The sequence below is a fragment of the Pseudomonas syringae pv. tomato str. DC3000 genome (assembly GCF_000007805.1).
GTDB classification, from domain to species: domain Bacteria; phylum Pseudomonadota; class Gammaproteobacteria; order Pseudomonadales; family Pseudomonadaceae; genus Aquipseudomonas; species Aquipseudomonas avellanae.
Genome location: NC_004578.1, coordinates 2,858,210 through 2,871,863, shown reverse-complemented (window position 1 = coordinate 2,871,863; position 13,654 = coordinate 2,858,210). Strand labels below are relative to the sequence as shown.

The following is a 13,654-nucleotide window of genomic DNA, read 5'->3' as shown; positions in this document are numbered from 1 at the left end:
CGGGAAACGACCATGCACACCGAACACACGTCTCACGACCCGCTGCACCCCTTCGCCGACCAGACCCTCCCTCAACGCCTGCGTCGCTGGGCGAACCAGTACGGCGCGCACACCGCGCTGGTCGCAGGCGACGTACGCCTGAGCTACGCGCAGCTGGACCAGCGGGTTGATCGCCTGGCCGGGGGCCTTGCAGCGCTGGGCATTACGGCAGGTGACCGGGTCATGCTGCAACTGCCCAACGGTGTCGGCTTTGTCTGCGCATTGTTTGCCGTGATGCGCATCGGCGCGGTACCGGTATTGGCCATGCCCACCCAGCGTGCAGTGGACATTGCAGCGCTGTGCCGGTTGGCCGAACCTGTGGCCTACCTGATCCCCGATCGCCTTCGGGACTTCGATTACCGGGGCATGGCAGCCGGCATCGTCGAGCAGCAGCCCTCACTGGCGCACGTCATTGTCGATGGCGAACCCGGGCCTTTCATCGCCTTGTCGGCGCTGGATGCCCCCTGCCCGACCGATCCGCTGGCCGACCCGCGCGGGCTGGCCTTGCTGCTGCTTTCAGGCGGCACCACCGGCACGCCAAAACTGATCCCGCGCAGCCACGCCGACTACGCCTACAACTTTTCCCACTCGGCCAGGCTCTGTGAACTGGACAGCGATAGCGTGTACCTGGCCGTGTTGCCGACCGCGCACAATTTCACCCTTGCCTGCCCCGGCGTGCTCGGCAGTCTGGCCGCCGGTGCGACGGTGGTAATGGGCGACAGCGCCAGTTGTGATGCGGCCATGCCGTTGATCGAGCGCGAAGGCGTCACCCATGTGGCGCTGGTCCCGCCGCTGGCGCAACTCTGGGCCCAAGGGCGCGACTGGGAGGACAGCGACCTGACCAGCCTGAAGCTGCTGCAAGTCGGCGGCTCGCGACTGGACCCGGCACTGGCAGCCCACCTGCTTGAAGCGCTGGACTGCCAAATACAACAGGTGTTCGGCATGGCCGAGGGCCTGCTGTGCTACACCCGCCCGGACGATCCGCTGGAAGTGGTGCTCAATACGCAGGGCCGTCCATTGTCGCCGTTCGACCAGGTTCGTCTGGTGGACACCGACCTGAATGACGTTGCTCATGGCCAGACCGGCGAACTGCTGACCCGCGGCCCCTACACCATTACCGGGTATTACCGGGCGGCAGATCACACTGCGCGCAGTTTCACCGCCGATGGCTACTACCGCAGCGGCGACCTTGCGCGCTGGACGCCGCAAGGCAACCTGATCGTCGAAGGGCGCATCAAGGAACAGATTCAGCGCAGCGGTGAAAAGATCTCTGCGGCACACATCGAAAATCACCTCACGGCGCTGCCCGACATCGAATCTGCCGTCGTGGTGGCGGTGCCGGATCCGCTGCTGGGCGAACGCATCTGCGCGTTCATTCTGGGCGACCCGCCAACGGGTGCCGGCCAATGCATTCGCGACCAACTGCGTCGGCAGGGGCTGGGTGAAGACAAGCTGCCCGATCAGTTCGAGTGGGTTGCCGCATGGCCGCTGACGGCCGTGGGCAAGATCGACAAACGCCAACTGGCCGCTCTGGCCCAGTGAACCCGGGAGTAACCCATGAATGTTGTGAAGTCTGCACCTGAGTGTGAAAACCTCGGCGACATACGCCAGGGCATCGATGAACTCGACCGGCAGATTGTGCAAATCCTTGCCCGGCGCCTGACCTACGTAAAGGCCGCGACCCGCTTCAAGGCCAGCCAGCAGGCCATTCCGGCACCCGATCGGGTGCGCGCAATGCTCGAAGAGCGACGTCAATGGGCCAATGATGCAGGTTTGCCCGTCGATGAAACAGAGGACTTCTTCAAGGACCTGATCCACTGGTTCATCAACCAGCAGATCACCCATTGGCGAGCGCTGCACCCGGAGGCTCAGCCATGAACCCGCTGCCATCATTCAGCGATCTGCAGGGATGTTTGACGGGAGGCCTGATGGAATGCCTGCACAGCGCGCGGGCGCAGGTCAGCACAGCCCGGCCTCGGGTACTGGCCTCGTTCTCCACGCCTTCACCACACGTGGAGCCGTTCGGGTTGTTCACGGCCAATCGCGAGCAGGTCCAACCGGCCTGTCTGTGGCACGTTCAGGCACAAGGGCAATACCGTTTAGGCCTGGGCCTGGCCCATGAATTCAACGCCGGGCCTGCAGACAGTTGGCAAACACTCGAGAACCGCTGGCGGGACATGGCAGCCACTGCGGTGGTTCGCGGCGACCATCGCCCGACGCTGTTCGGCGGTTTTGCCTTCGACCGTCGGCAGCCCAGAACACGCCTGTGGCGCGACTTTCCCGACGCCGCGTTGACGTTGCCGCGCTTTGAATTTCACGAGTCCGATGGCCAGACCCGGTTGATCGTCAATGTGCTGATTGACGAGCACAGCCAGTGCGCCGCACTGGCAGAAGCGCTGGCTGGCGAATGGGCAGAAATTCTCGCCCGGCCTTTGCCTGGCGCACCGGCAAGCGGCGATCAGTTCGTGCGTTTGTCGATGGCACACCTGTGGAAACAGGACGTGTTTCACGCGGTAAACCGGATCAAGCGTGGCGGGCTGGAAAAGGTCGTCCTGGCCCGCTCGCAGAATGTCGCAGCGGCCAGCCCTCTGGAACAGGTCATGCAGCGCTTGATGCACAAGCAGCCCAATGCCTACCTGTTTGCTTTCGCGCGGGGCAGCAGTTGCTTCATGGGTGCATCACCCGAATGCCTGTTGACCGTGCGCGGTGATCAATTGCACACCATGGCCCTGGCAGGCACCGCACCACGCGGGGCAAACTGCGCTGACGATGCGCGTCTGGGCGAGCAATTGCTGCTGAGCGAGAAAGACAACAGCGAACACGCCATGGTGATCGACTGCATCAGGCATGGCCTGGCTGAGCACTGCCTGGTACTGGACATCGCGTGCCGGCCGCGACTGCACAAACTGCCGCATATCCAGCATCTGCTGACCCCCGTTAAGGGCACCCTTGCTCCGAACGCCAGCCTGCTGGGCATCGCCCAAAGCCTGCACCCGACGCCTGCGGTGGGCGGCCTGCCGCGTAATGAGGCGCTGGACTACATCCGCAGCCATGAACAACTCGACAGAGGCTGGTACGCCGGACCGATCGGCTGGCTTGACGATCAGGGCAACGGCGAGCTCGCTGTCGCCCTGCGCTCGGCATTGCTCAATGGCCATAGGGCCACGCTGTTCGCCGGCTGCGGGCTGGTCAGCGGGTCGGAGCCGGAAAGCGAATACCGGGAAAGCGACCTGAAGATGCAGACGATGAGGGAAGCATTGTCGGGAAGCGGCCTGTCTGGTTAGAAACAGTGAGCCCGCCTCCAGGCTGGTACGGCGCCTTCACGCACCGCTTCGCGCGCCCTGCATGAACATCTGCAGCAACACGGCATCCATTCCCGTGCGCGCAACGCGGCCCCGGCGTTCTGCATCGACCAGCCCGAACAGCAGGGAAGCGAAGGTTTCGGTCAGTACCGGGGCGCTGATGTCGATACGGAACAGGCCTTCACGCTGGCCGCGCAGAAAAAACGCATCCAGAGCGTCTGAATAGGGCAGCCAGCGCAGGCCACCGCAGCTTTCGTCCATGGTGTCCGGACGCCATTGAAAAACCAGAAATACCAGCATTTCACGATGGGTCAGGTGGTTGTCGATCAGACGTTGCAGCGCCTCAAGCGGTGGCGCGTTCTGCAGATCGGCGTCGGCAATCATTTTGTTCATCAGCTCGGAAGCGTGGATGAGCAGGATCTCGATCAGGTTGGCGCGGGTGCCGCAGAAGCGATTGAGCGTGGCCTTGCTCACCCCCGCCGCTTCGGCGATGTCCTTAAAGGTGCCGGTGGAGTGGTCGACCAGCGCAACGGCCAGCGCTTTCAGGAGTTTTTCGTCAGCAGGTACGTCCATCAGGTGCGTCTTTACCTCGTCATAGAGTGCGTGCGGCGCATTGTGCAGAACGCCTGTTTGTTCGCAAAGCATATACACAATTAGTCACGAAAGTCTCATATGAGCCAATATTGACTCAAAGCCGTACAAAAGTGGATCATTCGCGGCTTTAGCGTCTGATGGGCTGCGGCCGGGTGAATGATGAGTAATTTGAGCGATTGGCGTGTGATGCCTGCGATAGCGCTGCTGGCAGCGTTGGGTCTTGCCGGTTGTGAACAGAAGCCGCAGCAGGATCACGCCGCCTCGGCAGCGCCCAAAGAGGTTGAAGCGGTTGCGGTCAAAGCCGAATCGTTCACGGTGGTCGACGAACTGCCCGGCCGTATCGAGCCGGTTCGTGTGGCACAGGTGCGTGCACGGGTGGCTGGCATTGTGCTCACTCGCAATTTCGAGGAAGGCGCCGACGTGAGAGCCGGCGCAGTGCTGTTCCAGATCGACCCGGCGCCCTTCAAGGCGGCATTGTCCAAGGCGCAGGGTGATCTGGCGCGCACCGAAGCCACGTTGTTCGAAACCCAGGCCACGGTCAAACGTTACGAGTCGCTGGTGGAGATCGAAGCGGTCAGCCGCCAGACCTTCGACACCGCCCGCTCCGCACTGCAAAACGCCGCCGCCGCCAAAAAATCGGCCCAGGCTGATGTGGAAACGGCCAGGCTGGACCTGGGCTACGCTACGGTCAGAGCGCCTATTTCAGGGCGCATCGGGCGCGCGATGGTCACCGAAGGCGCGCTGGTCGGTCAGGGCGAAACCACGCTGCTGGCGACCATTCAGCAACTCGACCCGGTCTACGCCGACTTCACCCAACCGGTCGCCGACGCCTTGCAGATGCGCGCCGCCATTCAGGAAGGCCGCTTGCCCAAGGGCGGCGAGGACGCCTTGTCACTGAGCGTCGACGGCACCGACTATCAGAGCAGCGGCACCCTGCTGTTTACCGACGTGGCAGTAGACCGGACCACCGGCCAGGTGTCATTGCGTGCCCGCTTCGCCAACCCCAAAGGCGTGTTGCTGCCGGGCATGTATGTGCGGGTGCGCACGCCGCAGCGGGTCGATGCCAACGCCATTCTTGTCCCTCAGCGTGCCGTGCAGCGCTCCAGTGATGGTGCGGCCCGCGTGCTGATGATCGCTCAGGACGGCACGGCAGAAGCGCGTCCGGTCAAAACCGGCGCCATGCAGGACTCGCGCTGGCAGATCACCGAAGGCCTGAAAGAGGGCGAACAGGTCATCATCGGCAACATGACTGGGCTCAACCCCGGTGACAAGGTCGTGCCCAAATCGCCGTCCGCCCAGCAGCAGGCCAAGGCTCAATAACGCCGCCTTCAGCGCGATCGAGGATCACTGTCCATGTCTCTGTTTTTTATCAAGCGGCCCAACTTTGCCTGGGTGCTGGCCCTGTTCATTCTGCTCGCCGGGCTGATGGCGCTGCCCGCCCTGCCCGTGGCGCAATACCCGAACGTGGCACCGCCACAGATCACCATTACCGCGACTTACCCTGGCGCGTCCGCCAAGGTGCTGGTGGATTCGGTGACCAGCGTCATCGAGGAAGAGCTCAACGGCGCCAAAGGGATGCTGTATTACGAGTCGACCAGCAACTCGACCGGCAGCGCAGAAATCAACGTGACGTTCGTGCCCGGCACTAACCCGGACATGGCCCAGGTCGAGGTTCAGAACCGCATCAAGAAAGCCGAAGCGCGCCTGCCGCAGACCGTGCTCAGCCAGGGTTTGCAGGTCGAACAAGCCAGTTCCGGCTTCCTGATGATCTACACCCTGAGCTACACGGGCGATTCAGCCAACAAGGACACGGTCGCGCTGGCCGACTACGCCGCGCGTAACGTCAACAATGAAATCAGCCGGGTAAACGGCGTCGGCAGGCTGCAATTCTTTGCCGCGGAAGCTGCCATGCGCGTCTGGATCGACCCGCAGAAGCTGGTTGGTTTCGGGCTGTCCATCGATGACGTCAACGCTGCCGTGCGGGCGCAGAACGTGCAGGTCCCGGCAGGCAGTTTCGGCAGCAGCCCGGGCTCGTCGCTGCAGGAGCTGACGGCCACCCTGGCGGTCAAAGGCACGCTGGACAACCCGGAAGAATTTGGCCGCATCGTGTTGCGCGCCAACGAAGACGGCTCGACGGTGCACTTGTCCGACGTCGCGCGGGTGGCCATCGGCAGTCAGGATTACAGTTTTGAATCCCGCCTCAACGGCAAACGTGCGGTGGCCGGTGCGGTTCAGCTGTCACCGGGTGCCAACGCGATTGAAACCGTCAAGGCAGTCAAACAGCGGCTCACCGAACTGTCGGTGAATTTCCCGGAAGGCGTCGAATTTTCCGTGCCGTATGACACCTCACGCTTTGTCGATGTGGCCATCGACAAGGTGATCTACACCCTGATCGAGGCCATGGTGCTGGTGTTTCTGGTGATGTTCCTGTTTCTGCAGAACATCCGCTACACGCTGATCCCGACTATCGTGGTGCCGGTGTGCCTGGCCGGTACGCTGGCGATCATGTACCTGCTGGGCTTCTCAGTGAACATGATGACCATGTTCGGCATGGTGCTGGCCATCGGTATTCTGGTCGACGACGCCATCGTGGTGGTCGAAAACGTCGAGCGCATCATGGCCGAGGAAGGCCTCTCCCCTGCGGCAGCGACCGTGAAGGCGATGCAGCAGGTGTCAGGTGCGATTTTCGGCATCACCCTGGTGTTGGCTGCGGTGTTTCTGCCGCTGGCGTTCATGGGTGGCTCGGTCGGGGTCATCTACCAGCAGTTCTCACTGTCGCTGGCCGTATCGATTCTGTTCTCCGGCTTTCTGGCCCTCACGTTTACCCCGGCGTTGTGCGCCACGCTGCTCAAGCCAATCCCGGCGGGTCATCATGAAAAGCGCGGTTTCTTCGGCGGTTTCAATCGGCTGTTCGGCAAGTTCACCGACCGCTACGAGCGCGTCAGCTCCAGCATGATCAAACGCGCTGGCCGCTACATGCTGCTGTATGTCGGTATCGTCGGCTTGCTGGGCTTTTTCTACCTGCGTCTGCCAGAGTCGTTTGTGCCGGTGGAAGACCAGGGTTATCTGATCATCGACGTGCAGTTGCCGCCGGGAGCCACCCGGGCGCGCACCGACGCCACCGCGCAGTTGCTGGAAATCTACATGTTGTCCCGCGAGGCGACCGGGGCCGTGACCATGCTGCTGGGTTTCAGTTTTTCCGGCATGGGCGAAAACGCCGGTCTGGCGTTCCCGACCCTCAAAGACTGGTCGGTGCGCGGCGACGGGCAATCGGCGGGTGAAGAAGCGGCGGCGTTCAATCAGCATTTTGCCGGTCTCAGCGACGGCACGGTCATGGCCGTGACACCGCCGCCTATCGACGGGCTGGGCACTTCAGGCGGTTTCGCGCTGCGTTTGCAAGACCGTGCAGGTCTGGGCCGCGAAGCCCTGCTTGCGGCGCGCAACGAGTTGCTGGGCAAAGCCAACGGCAACCCGAAGATTCTCTACGCGATGATGGAAGGGCTGGCCGAAGCACCTCAATTACGCCTGAACATCGACCGCGAAAAAGCGCGGGCGCTGGGGGTCAGCTTCGAGTCGATAAGCAACGCGCTGTCCACCGCTTTCGGCTCCTCGGTGATCAGTGATTTCGCCAACGCCGGACGTCAGCAGCGGGTTGTGGTGCAGGCCGAGCAGAGTTCGCGGATGACCCCGGAAAGCGTGCTCAAGCTGTACGTGCCCAACAGCAGCGGCACGCTGGTGCCACTGAGTGCATTCGTTTCCACGCACTGGGAAGAAGGCCCGGTGCAGATCGCCCGTTACAACGGCTACCCCACCTTCAGGATCGCGGGTGACGCACCACCGGGTGTCAGTACCGGCGAAGCGATGGCGGAGATTGAAAGAATCGTCTCCCGGTTGCCACCCGGCATCGGTTACGAATGGACCGGCCTCTCCTACCAGGAAAAAGTAGCCAGCGGCCAGGCGACCGGGCTGTTTGCCCTGGCCTTGCTGGTGGTCTTTCTACTGCTGGTCGCGCTTTATGAAAGCTGGGCGATCCCGCTGGTGGTCATGCTGATTGTGCCGGTGGGCGCACTGGGTTCGGTGCTGGCAGTGACCGCGGTCGGCATGCCGAACGACGTTTACTTCAAGGTGGGGCTGATCACCATCATTGGCCTGGCGGCGAAAAACGCGATTCTGATCGTCGAGTTCGCCAAGGAGCTGTGGGATCAAGGCCATTCGCTGCGTGATGCAGCGCTTCAGGCCGCAAGACTGCGCTTTCGGCCAATTGTCATGACCTCACTGGCGTTCATCCTCGGCGTGGTGCCGTTGACACTGGCGACCGGCGCAGGCGCTGCAAGCCAGCGGGCCATCGGCACCGGAGTGATCGGCGGCATGCTCAGCGCGACGCTGCTGGGGGTGGTTCTGGTGCCGATCTTCTTCGTCTGGGTGCTGTCAGTGCTGCGGCGCAAGCCCCACGAGACGAAACAGCTTGCTGACGCCGAGCAGCCCGACAAAGACTGAACGCGCCGCACATGACGGGCACGCTGGAATCAATCCCGCGTGTCCGCCGTCGGCCCGTAGGGCGGGTCAACAGAGGTATTGACCTGCGTCCAGGCCGGGACCGTGTTGAAGGCGATTTCCGACGCCACATTCACCCGGTTGCGGCCCTGCGACTTGGCCGCGTACAGCGCGCGGTCGGCCAGCTCGATCAGGCCTCGCTGGCTGATCTGGCGGTTACTGCCAACGACCGTTGCAACGCCCAGGCTGACCGTCACGATGCCGAACGGGCTGGCGGGGTGCGTGATCTGCTCGTCACGAATGGCCTGCAGGATATTCTCGGCGACTTGCCGAGCGCTCGCCTCGTCAGTGCCAGGCAACACGACGGCAATCTCCTCACCGCCATAACGAGCAGCAACATCGCCGGGGCGACGGATGCATTGCTCGACCAGCCGAGCGAGCGCCACCAGGCATTCGTCACCGGCCAGATGACCGAAATGGTCGTTGTAACGCTTGAAATGATCGGCATCCATCAGGATCAATGACAGCATGTTGCGCTCGCGTCGGGCGCGTTTGAATTCGACATCCAGAAACTGATCGAAACGTCTGCGATTGGCCAGCCCGGTAAGCTTGTCTTCCGAGGCAATGAACTCCAGATGCTGGTTCAACTGAATGAGGGCTGCCTGGGATTCCAGCAACTGATCCTCTGCACGTATACGGCTGTGTATGTGCTTGATCAGGCGAACGCCAAGCCCGATCACCAGCCCGAGCAGCACCAGCATGACCAGCACCGACTGTTTGGTCTGCCCCAGCCAGTCCAGCATGGCCTCCCTCTGACCCAGCGCGACGACGGTCACAATCGGGTAGACCTCGCTGCGTTTGAACGCATAAAAGCGCGGGATACCGTCGATTCTGGAGACGAACCGGGTGGTGCCGGAGGGTTTGTCACGTTCGGACGTGAAAATCGGCGTCGATGACAAGTCGCGCCCGATTTCCGCCTCAAGATGGGGATAGCGCACACGCAACTGCCCAGCCGCCGATGTCAGGCTGATGATGCCGGTGTCTCCAACCTGAATGCCTGAGTAGAACTTCAGCAGATGCTCGACACCGATGGTCACCACCATCAACCCGGCAAAACTCGAGTCAGGATGATTGATAGGCCGACTGACCGATATCACCCACTCGCCAGAGGCACGACTGCGAATGGTCGGCCCGATGTAAGGCGCGCGGCCAGGCGTCTGCAGGTGGTGCTGGAAAAACTCGCGTTTGACACTGTTGACGCCCACCGCCTTGGGGTTGGTCGAAAAGATGCAAATCCCTTCGACGTTGTACAACGAAACCGTATCGATCTGCGGCAGCGCGCCCATTTCACGGGCAATCACCGACCTCAGACGTTCCACCTGTGCAGGCCCGGTGCCGTCCTTTTCGACACGCTCTGTCAGGCCGATAAGCATCAGCTCGCTCTGTTTGAAGATACCGTCTGTGTAAGTGCTCAGCGCCGCAGCCAGATTCACCGTGCTGGTCTGGATGTTATCCATCGTGTTGCGGCGCGCGGTCCATGCCTGCCAGACCATCAACATCACCACGCAGGCGCACACTACGAAGATCAGCCATGACGCAAGCCGAAGGTCGCGTTTCAAAACTTGCCTCCACAACAGGTGAGAACCAGTGCATCTGGTTTTTCTGAAAACCGGACCTGGTTGCTCAGGGGCCATCGACAATCCTTTCACTATCAATTGCCATTGTCGGCAAGAACTCGGCCATACCTGAGGGCCTGGCATGGGATCAGAGCATGCCAGAGAGTGGCATCATAGTGCCACTTACAGACATCTGTTGGTTGTCAGGGGTTCAACATACGCAGGCAGGCGCACACTGGATCACAGTGGCGCCTGATTTTCTGGCGGGCCCTTAAGCGAAGTGCGCTTAGGGCGTCATGGCGGGGTCAAGCGGGTTGCAGGGTTGTCAGGCCGTGGCGGCGACGGGCTTGCGCTGCGCGGCGGCCTCCAGCTCGCGTACCAGCGGCAGCACATGCTCGCCAAAGTAGGCAACTTCTTCCTGGAAATGCAGAAAAGCGGAAAGCACCAGGTCTACGCCAATCGACTTGAGTCCGACGATTCGCTCGGCAATCTGGCGCGGCGTGCCGATCAGGTTGGTCTTGAAACCATCGTTGTATTGCACCAAGTCCTGAAAAGTCGATTTGGCCCAGTTGCCCTCGCCTTCCGGGCTGGCCTTGCCTGCCTGTTTCGCGGCATCACCAAACGCATTGACGGCCTCGGGATCGGCCTTGTCGACGATCTCGGCCAGCACGGCACGCGCCTCTTCTTCGGTATCGCGGGCAATAATGAAGGCATTGACGCCGATCTTCACCGAATGGCCGTTCGCGGCAGCTTTGGCGCGAATATCATCGACCTGAGCCTTGATACCTTCGACGGTGTTGCCGTTGGTGAAATACCAGTCCGACACACGGGCCGCCATGTCCCGCGCGGCACGCGAGCTGCCGCCCTGGAAGATCTCCGGATGCGGACGCTGAATGGGCTTGGGTTTGAGGGTGTAATCGTGAAAGCGGTAGAAATCGCCCTTGAACGTGAAGTTGTCGGTGGTCCAGATTCCCTTGAGGGCGCGAATGAATTCTTCGGACCGTCGATAGCGCTCGTCGTGTTCCAGCCAGGGTTCACCGATGGCCTGAAATTCGCCCTTGAACCAACCGCTGACAATGTTCACCGCCACACGCCCGGCGGTAAGTTGGTCAATGGTCGCCAGCTGTTTGGCCGCCACCGATGGCGTCCACGGCCCTGGCAAGATAGCCGCGATGACCTTGAGCTTTTCGGTGGCGGCCAACAGCGCGTGGCTGAAGGCCACGGATTCATGCTGAAACTCGGCACCGTAACCAGCGGTGAAGCGGATTTGCGTCAGCGCGTATTCAAAACCGGATTGCTCGGCGATCTGCGCCAGCTTGCGGTTGTAGTCGATGGTCCAACTGGTGCGTTGCTCGATCTTGCTGACGACCAGTCCTCCGCTGACGTTCGGCACCCAGTAGGCAAATTTTATCGATGAATGGCTCATGTCGGCACTCCTCTGACTGCAGGCTCCCGAGCGCGGGAATCGAACGGGGTTACAATTACACAGAGCAGCAACCGTGCCAGCCGCTTAAATCAATACAGATCAATGGGTTAAAAGTGCCACCAGGCAGTGTCAACTGTCCGTGCGCCGTCAAGGTGTCGATGTGCTGTTGGCAGAACAACAGCGATTGCCGGAATCAACCCGCGCCAGGCAAGGTCAGCCAACATGACAACCCGACGAAAGGCCACTGGCACCCGCTAGTCAGAGGCACGCGACTGGAGTAACTTTTGGATCCAATGAAGTCATATTCATCCGCAGGAGCACCGATGAAATTTCATGCCATTTTTCTGGCCTTGATGATCCCCGCCTTCTCGGCGCACGCCGAAGCCAAGGCCATCCCCATCCCCCATGATCCGACCGGGCAGCACGCGCTGGTGGAAAAAAGCGGCAGCGCCCAAGAGCGCGTCGTGGTCACCCGCCGTGATGGTCTGCTGGGGGTGATTTATTCCAAACGCGTCTATAACTGCGCCAATCATACGGTGAACCTGGTAGGCACCGGCTCTACGCTGGAGATCATGGAGCAGGCTCGTGCGGTCAGTGGCATGGGGCCAGTGATTCGCGATTCCACGGCTGAATATATCCAGACGGAAGCCTGCAGTTAATCCCGCTCTGATCTAACACCCTCGCACCTGAGCTACACCCTCCCTGGAAGCGCCTCTCATGAGGCGCTTTTTTCGTTTTGCCTGCATTGTCATGTGCCCGTGTGCGCTGCTAAAAAAAGACTTGCACGGCGAGTATTACGGTATACCATCAGACAAACAACAACTCACCACGCCCGTGCAGGCGTCATGGATCAAGCGAGGTAGCGTCATGAAGTTTTCATTGTTCGTGCACATGGAGCGCTGGGATGAAAGTGTCAGCCATCGCCAGCTTTTCGAAGACCTGACAGAACTGACGCTGATGGCCGAAAACGGTGGCTTCAGTACGGTATGGATCGGCGAACACCATGCGATGGAATACACCATTTCGCCAAGCCCCATGCCGCTGCTGGCTTATCTGGCCGCCAGAACCACCCGTATTCATTTAGGCGCAGGCACGATAATCGCGCCGTTCTGGCACCCGTTGCGGGTGGCCGGAGAATGCGCGCTGCTGGATGTGATCAGCAACGGGCGCATGGAAGTCGGGCTGGCACGCGGTGCCTACCAAGTGGAATTTGACCGGATGGCGGGCGGCATGCCGGCCTCCGAAGGCGGCAAGGCGCTGCGCGAGATGGTGCCGGTGGTGCGCGCTCTGTGGCAGGGCGATTACGCCCACGATGGCGATATCTGGAAATTCCCTACTTCGACGTGCGTGCCAAAACCGATTGGCACCCCGCCGATGTGGATCGCCGCGCGCGACCCGGATTCGCACAATTTCGCGGTGCAGAACGGCTGCAATGTAATGGTCACCCCGTTGATGAAGGGCGACGAGGAAGTGGTCGATCTGAAGAGCAAGTTCGAGGCAGCGCTGGCCAATAACCCTGACGTGCCCCGCCCGCAATTGATGGTGCTGCGCCATACGCATGTGCATGCGGCGGACAATCCTGAAGGCTGGAAAGTGGGCGCGAGCGCCATCGCGAAGTTCTACCGCACGTTTGATGCCTGGTTTGGCAATAAACAGACGCCGGTGAATGGTTTTCTTGCGCCGAGCCCTGAAGAGAAATTCAAGGAGCGCCCGGAGTTCGAGCTGGAGAATATCCGCAAAAATACAATGATCGGCACCCCGGAAGAGATTATTCCGCGTATTCAGTACTATCAGGAACTGGGTGTCGACGAGTTCAGTTTCTGGTGCGACAACAGTTTGCCGCACGCCGAGAAGAAGAAATCGCTTGAGTTATTTATCAAGCACGTAGTGCCGGCGTTTCGTTGAGTGTTCAGATTGTCTGAGAGCACTGAAAAGCGCTGCCCAGACCACGATAATGATCGTTCCACTGTGTGTGACCGGGGCCTTCGGCCAGAATCAAAAGCTGACTTTGATTATCGTGCCGATGCTCCGCGTCGGCAGGCCGTTCTGGACGCTCTGCGTCCTCTGTGTGGCGCTCCTCGCCACAATAGGGTTCTGCGCTGTCAGGTGGATTTATATAATACTCAAGGCACCTTTTCGCCCCTCGGCGAGTGACTTTGACGGATCAAAGTAACCAAAATCCC

10 protein-coding genes are annotated in these 13,654 nt (G+C 61.0%); 7 read left to right on the top strand and 3 right to left on the bottom strand.

The genetic code is table 11. The annotated features are described in order from the left end of the window. The first annotated feature begins 12 nt into the window (after positions 1–12). The 3 genes from ybtE to PSPTO_RS13420 are packed head-to-tail and all read left to right on the top strand — an operon-like array spanning position 13 to position 3,323. Entirely contained in the window at positions 13–1,581 is a 1,569-nt protein-coding gene (gene ybtE, locus PSPTO_RS13430; RefSeq protein WP_011104104.1) for a yersiniabactin biosynthesis salycil-AMP ligase YbtE, read from the top strand. Positions 1,582–1,596: 15 nt separating this feature from the next. Next, positions 1,597–1,917, top strand: a complete 321-nt coding sequence (locus tag PSPTO_RS13425) for an isochorismate lyase (protein ID WP_005762840.1) — start codon at positions 1,597–1,599, stop codon at positions 1,915–1,917. Next, a complete protein-coding gene (locus tag PSPTO_RS13420; RefSeq protein WP_011104103.1) occupies positions 1,914–3,323 on the top strand; it encodes an isochorismate synthase in 1,410 nt (469 codons plus the stop codon). Before PSPTO_RS13425 ends, PSPTO_RS13420 begins: the two co-directional genes overlap by 4 nt. Positions 3,324–3,359: 36 nt before the next feature. Here the strand turns inward: PSPTO_RS13420 and PSPTO_RS13415 are convergent, their stop codons facing one another. Then, positions 3,360–3,914: a TetR/AcrR family transcriptional regulator gene (locus tag PSPTO_RS13415; protein WP_011104102.1), complete on the bottom strand. Its 555-nt coding sequence runs from the start codon at positions 3,912–3,914 to the stop codon at positions 3,360–3,362. A 180-nt stretch (positions 3,915–4,094) separates the two neighbouring features. On the opposite strand from PSPTO_RS13415, the gene PSPTO_RS13410 reads away from it, so the two are divergent. Next, positions 4,095–5,255: an efflux RND transporter periplasmic adaptor subunit gene (locus PSPTO_RS13410; protein WP_011104101.1), complete on the top strand. Its 1,161-nt coding sequence runs from the start codon at positions 4,095–4,097 to the stop codon at positions 5,253–5,255. 33 nt (positions 5,256–5,288) lie between these two features. Next, positions 5,289–8,432: an efflux RND transporter permease subunit gene (locus tag PSPTO_RS13405; RefSeq protein WP_011104100.1), complete on the top strand. Its 3,144-nt coding sequence runs from the start codon at positions 5,289–5,291 to the stop codon at positions 8,430–8,432. A gap of 29 nt (positions 8,433–8,461) precedes the next feature. Here the strand turns inward: PSPTO_RS13405 and PSPTO_RS13400 are convergent, their stop codons facing one another. Next, positions 8,462–10,048: a sensor domain-containing diguanylate cyclase gene (locus PSPTO_RS13400; RefSeq protein ID WP_011104099.1), complete on the bottom strand. Its 1,587-nt coding sequence runs from the start codon at positions 10,046–10,048 to the stop codon at positions 8,462–8,464. Between the two features lie 322 nt (positions 10,049–10,370). Continuing rightward, the gene (sfnG, locus tag PSPTO_RS13395; protein ID WP_011104098.1) at positions 10,371–11,471 is read right to left on the bottom strand and encodes a dimethylsulfone monooxygenase SfnG; all 1,101 of its coding nucleotides are present in this window, start codon (positions 11,469–11,471) and stop codon (positions 10,371–10,373) included. A gap of 323 nt (positions 11,472–11,794) precedes the next feature. Between sfnG and PSPTO_RS13390 the strand changes: the two genes are divergently transcribed. Both PSPTO_RS13390 and PSPTO_RS13385 read left to right on the top strand, forming a co-directional pair. Then, positions 11,795–12,130, top strand: a complete 336-nt coding sequence (locus PSPTO_RS13390) for a hypothetical protein (protein ID WP_005762856.1) — start codon at positions 11,795–11,797, stop codon at positions 12,128–12,130. 208 nt (positions 12,131–12,338) lie between these two features. Then, positions 12,339–13,376 carry an LLM class flavin-dependent oxidoreductase gene (locus PSPTO_RS13385; protein WP_005762859.1) on the top strand — a complete coding sequence of 346 codons (1,038 nt, stop codon included), beginning with the start codon at positions 12,339–12,341 and terminating at the stop codon, positions 13,374–13,376. Positions 13,377–13,654: the final 278 nt, after the last annotated feature.

Coding starts and splice junctions, on each gene's coding strand:
- ybtE (WP_011104104.1), top strand. CDS start 13: ATGCACACCGAACACACGTCTCACGACCCGCTGCACCCCTTCGCCGAC.
- PSPTO_RS13425 (WP_005762840.1), top strand. CDS start 1,597: ATGAATGTTGTGAAGTCTGCACCTGAGTGTGAAAACCTCGGCGACATA.
- PSPTO_RS13420 (WP_011104103.1), top strand. CDS start 1,914: ATGAACCCGCTGCCATCATTCAGCGATCTGCAGGGATGTTTGACGGGA.
- PSPTO_RS13415 (WP_011104102.1), bottom strand. CDS start 3,914: ATGGACGTACCTGCTGACGAAAAACTCCTGAAAGCGCTGGCCGTTGCG.
- PSPTO_RS13410 (WP_011104101.1), top strand. CDS start 4,095: ATGAGTAATTTGAGCGATTGGCGTGTGATGCCTGCGATAGCGCTGCTG.
- PSPTO_RS13405 (WP_011104100.1), top strand. CDS start 5,289: ATGTCTCTGTTTTTTATCAAGCGGCCCAACTTTGCCTGGGTGCTGGCC.
- sfnG (WP_011104098.1), bottom strand. CDS start 11,471: ATGAGCCATTCATCGATAAAATTTGCCTACTGGGTGCCGAACGTCAGC.
- PSPTO_RS13390 (WP_005762856.1), top strand. CDS start 11,795: ATGAAATTTCATGCCATTTTTCTGGCCTTGATGATCCCCGCCTTCTCG.
- PSPTO_RS13385 (WP_005762859.1), top strand. CDS start 12,339: ATGAAGTTTTCATTGTTCGTGCACATGGAGCGCTGGGATGAAAGTGTC.